The 3,035-nt window shown below is 75.7% G+C and carries 3 protein-coding genes and 1 pseudogene; all 4 read right to left on the bottom strand.

Annotated elements, in window-relative coordinates:
• A partial coding sequence (locus tag ASG00_RS17530) for an NUDIX hydrolase (RefSeq protein WP_235559415.1) occupies positions 1–291 on the bottom strand: 291 nt, incomplete at its 3' end.
• Positions 280–1,644: pseudogene (locus ASG00_RS06895) on the bottom strand (FAD-binding oxidoreductase); the annotation flags it as partial. The pseudogene ASG00_RS06895 and the gene ASG00_RS17530, both read right to left, overlap by 12 nt.
• A complete protein-coding gene (locus ASG00_RS06900; RefSeq protein WP_045245874.1) occupies positions 1,641–2,015 on the bottom strand; it encodes a YrdB family protein in 375 nt (124 codons plus the stop codon). The gene ASG00_RS06900 and the pseudogene ASG00_RS06895, both read right to left, overlap by 4 nt.
• Positions 2,012–3,035: N-acetylglucosamine-6-phosphate deacetylase (locus ASG00_RS06905; protein WP_156456218.1), on the bottom strand; the 1,024-nt coding region annotated here is incomplete at its 5' end. The genes ASG00_RS06900 and ASG00_RS06905, both read right to left, overlap by 4 nt.

Here is a 3,035-nt window from a genome sequence, read left to right on the forward strand (position 1 = left end):
GGCATGGCGCACCCGCACCCGGAACGCGTCGGCCACGACCGTGTGGCCGGGCTCGTTCGCCGCTAGATCGCGGAACACTCCGAGCGGCTCGACCTGCGCCGGGTCGACGTGCACGCCGATCTCCTCCGCGATCTCCCGCACGAGCGCCGTCGTGGCGTCCTCGCCGGCCTCGGGCTTCCCGCCCGGCTGCTGGAACACGACCGCACCGGCCTTGCGCACCACGACCGCCCGGCCGTGCTCGTCGATCACGACGCCGGCGCTCACCCGGATCTCGGGGGCCGGCTCGAACACCTTCCCCGGGTTGAGGATGCCGGCCGGATCGAACGCCTGCCGCACGCGCTGCTGCAGCTGCCACTGGGCGTCGCCGAGCTCGTCGCGCAGCCACCGGCGCTTCAGCACGCCGACGCCGTGCTCGCCGGTGAGGGTGCCGCCGAGCCGCAGCGCCGCCTGGAACAGCGCGTCCGCCGCCTCCCAGACCGCCGGGGGCACCTCGGGTCCGTCGAAGATGAAGTTGGGGTGCAGGTTGCCGTCACCGGCATGCGCGACCGCGGGGATGCGCAGTCCGTAGCGCGCCTCGACGGCCGCGATCTCGTCGAACATCGCCGCCAGCTGCGAGCGGGGCACCGAGACATCCTCGATGAGGGTCGTGCCGAGCCGCGCCATCGCGGGGTGCATCGACCGGCGGATGCGCAGCAGCTCCTCGCCGCGGGCGGCGTCGGTGGTCACCTCGACCTCGCCGCCGTGCGCCGCGAGGATCTGCGCGACCTCGGCGGCCTCGGCGGCGGCCGCGGGGCCGTCGGTCTGGATGGTCAGCTGCGCGGCGCCCGCGGGCGGCGGCGCGAGCTCGAGCAGGTCGTGCACGGCCGCGAGGCTCGCGGCATCCATCAGTTCCATGATGGCGGGCTGCACTCCGGCGGCCGTGACGGCGGCGGACGCCGCGGCAGCGGTGCGCACGTCGGCGAACACCGCCGCGATCGTCGAGACCTCGCCGGGCACGCGACGGCGCAGCTTCAGGGTCGCGCCGACGATGACGCCGAGGGTTCCCTCCGACCCGATGAGCAGCGATGTGAGGTCGTAGCCGGTGACGCCCTTCACGGTGCGGTGGCCGAGGTGCAGCAGGGTGCCGTCGGCGAGCACCGCGTCGACCCCGAGCACCGCGTCGCGCACGACGCCGTACTTCGCGCACAGCAGGCCGCCGGCGCCGGTCGCGATGTTGCCGCCCACGGTCGAGATCGCGCGGGAGGCCGGGTCGGGCGCCCACCACAGGCCGTACGGGGCGAGATGGGCGTCGAGGTCGGCGTTGACGATGCCCGGCTCGACGACGGCGATGAGGTCGTCGGGCCGCACCTCGAGCACCCGGTCCATGTGGCGCACCGACAGGGCGATCTCGCCGCCGCCGGCGTTCGCGCCGCCCGCGAGACCCGTGCCGGCGCCACGGGTGACGACGGGGGTGCCGGTGGCGCTCGCGATGCGCAGCACCTGCTGCACGTCGGCGACCGATCGGGCCTCGACGACGCACAGCGGCGGGGCGGATGCCGCGTGGCCCGACGCGTCCGCACGGGCGGCCTCACGGGCGGCGACGCTCACGTCGACGCGGCCGGGCAGCGTCTGCTGCAGCCGGGCGACGACGTCGGCCGCGCTCATCCCAGGCGCCGCAGGCCCGCGATGAGTCCGACCGTCACCGCGACGATGCCGTAGCCGAGGCCGACCCACGCGAGCCCCATCGACCAGAAGGCGATCGTGGCGCTCACGTAGACGAGCAGCTCGACGGCGGCGCGCACGAACGGGTGCACCCGCAGCACCGCGCGGGGGCTGACGAAGAGCGCCCACAGCAGGATCGCCACGACGGGCGCGCCGATGCCGACGACGATGTTCCACGGGAACGGCCAGGCGGCGAAGCCCCAGAAGGCGAGCACGACGAACGCGATGATCTCGCACAGGAACGCCAGCAGGTCGAGCGGCGTCAGGGCGGGGCGGGTGCCCGCGGGAAGCGGCGCGTCGGTCGGAGAACTCACGCCGTCAAGTCTAGATTCGCGCCCGCCGTCCAGACGCCGCGCACGGTGAGGCGCGCATCGAGCAGCACAGCATCGGCGAGGCGGCCCGGTGCGAGCGCGCCGAGGTCGTCGCGGGCGATCGCGCGGGCGGGCGCCCCGGTGAGGGCCTCGACCGCGACGGGAAGGGAGACGCCCGCGGCGACAGCGGTGCGCAGCGCGGCGTCCTGCGTGAGGGTGGAGCCGGCGATCGTGCCGTCCCCGGCGAGGCGTGCGACGCCGTCGGTCACGTCGACGTCGAGCGCGCCGAGCAGGTACCGCCCGCCGCCGGAGCCCGCGGCCGCCATCGCGTCGGTGATGAGCGCGACGCGTCGGGGTGCGGCATCCATCAGCACGCGGATCAGCGCGGGGTGCACGTGCACGCCGTCGGCGATCGCCTCGATCGTGACACCGTCGCGGGCCAGTGCCGCCCCCAGCGGCCCCGGCGCGCGGTGGCCGAGCCCGGGCATGGCGTTGAACGCGTGGGTGACGAGGCTCGCGCCGGCGTCGAAGGCGGCGGATGCCTCATCCCACCCGGCCTCGGTGTGTCCGACGGCGACCGCGACCCCCGCTGACACGAGGCGTCGCACGGCGTCAAGCCCGCCGGGGAGTTCGGGGGCGAGCGTCACCTGCACGATCGTGTCGTCGCCCGCGGCGAGGAACGCGTCGAGCAGATGCGCGGTCGGCGGCGTGAGGAGGGCCGCTTCGTGGGCGCCGCGCCGGGCGGGAGCGAGGAAGGGGCCCTCGAGGTGCGAGCCGAGGATGTCGGCATCGGTGCGGGTCAGCTCCGCCACCATCGCGGCGCGGCGGGCGAGCAGCGGCGGCGGCGCGGTCACGAGGGAGACCACCGCCCGGGTCGTGCCGTGCGCACGGTGCAGGGCGCGTGCCGCCCGCACGTCGTCGGGGCCGTCGTCGTAGGCGTGACCCGCGCCGCCGTGCCCGTGCAGGTCGAGGAACCCGGGCGTGAGCACGGCACCGGGGCCGGCGGCATCCGTCGCGTCGACC

It is taken from the genome of Microbacterium sp. Leaf351, assembly GCF_001423825.1.
GTDB classification, from domain to species: domain Bacteria; phylum Actinomycetota; class Actinomycetes; order Actinomycetales; family Microbacteriaceae; genus Microbacterium; species Microbacterium ginsengisoli.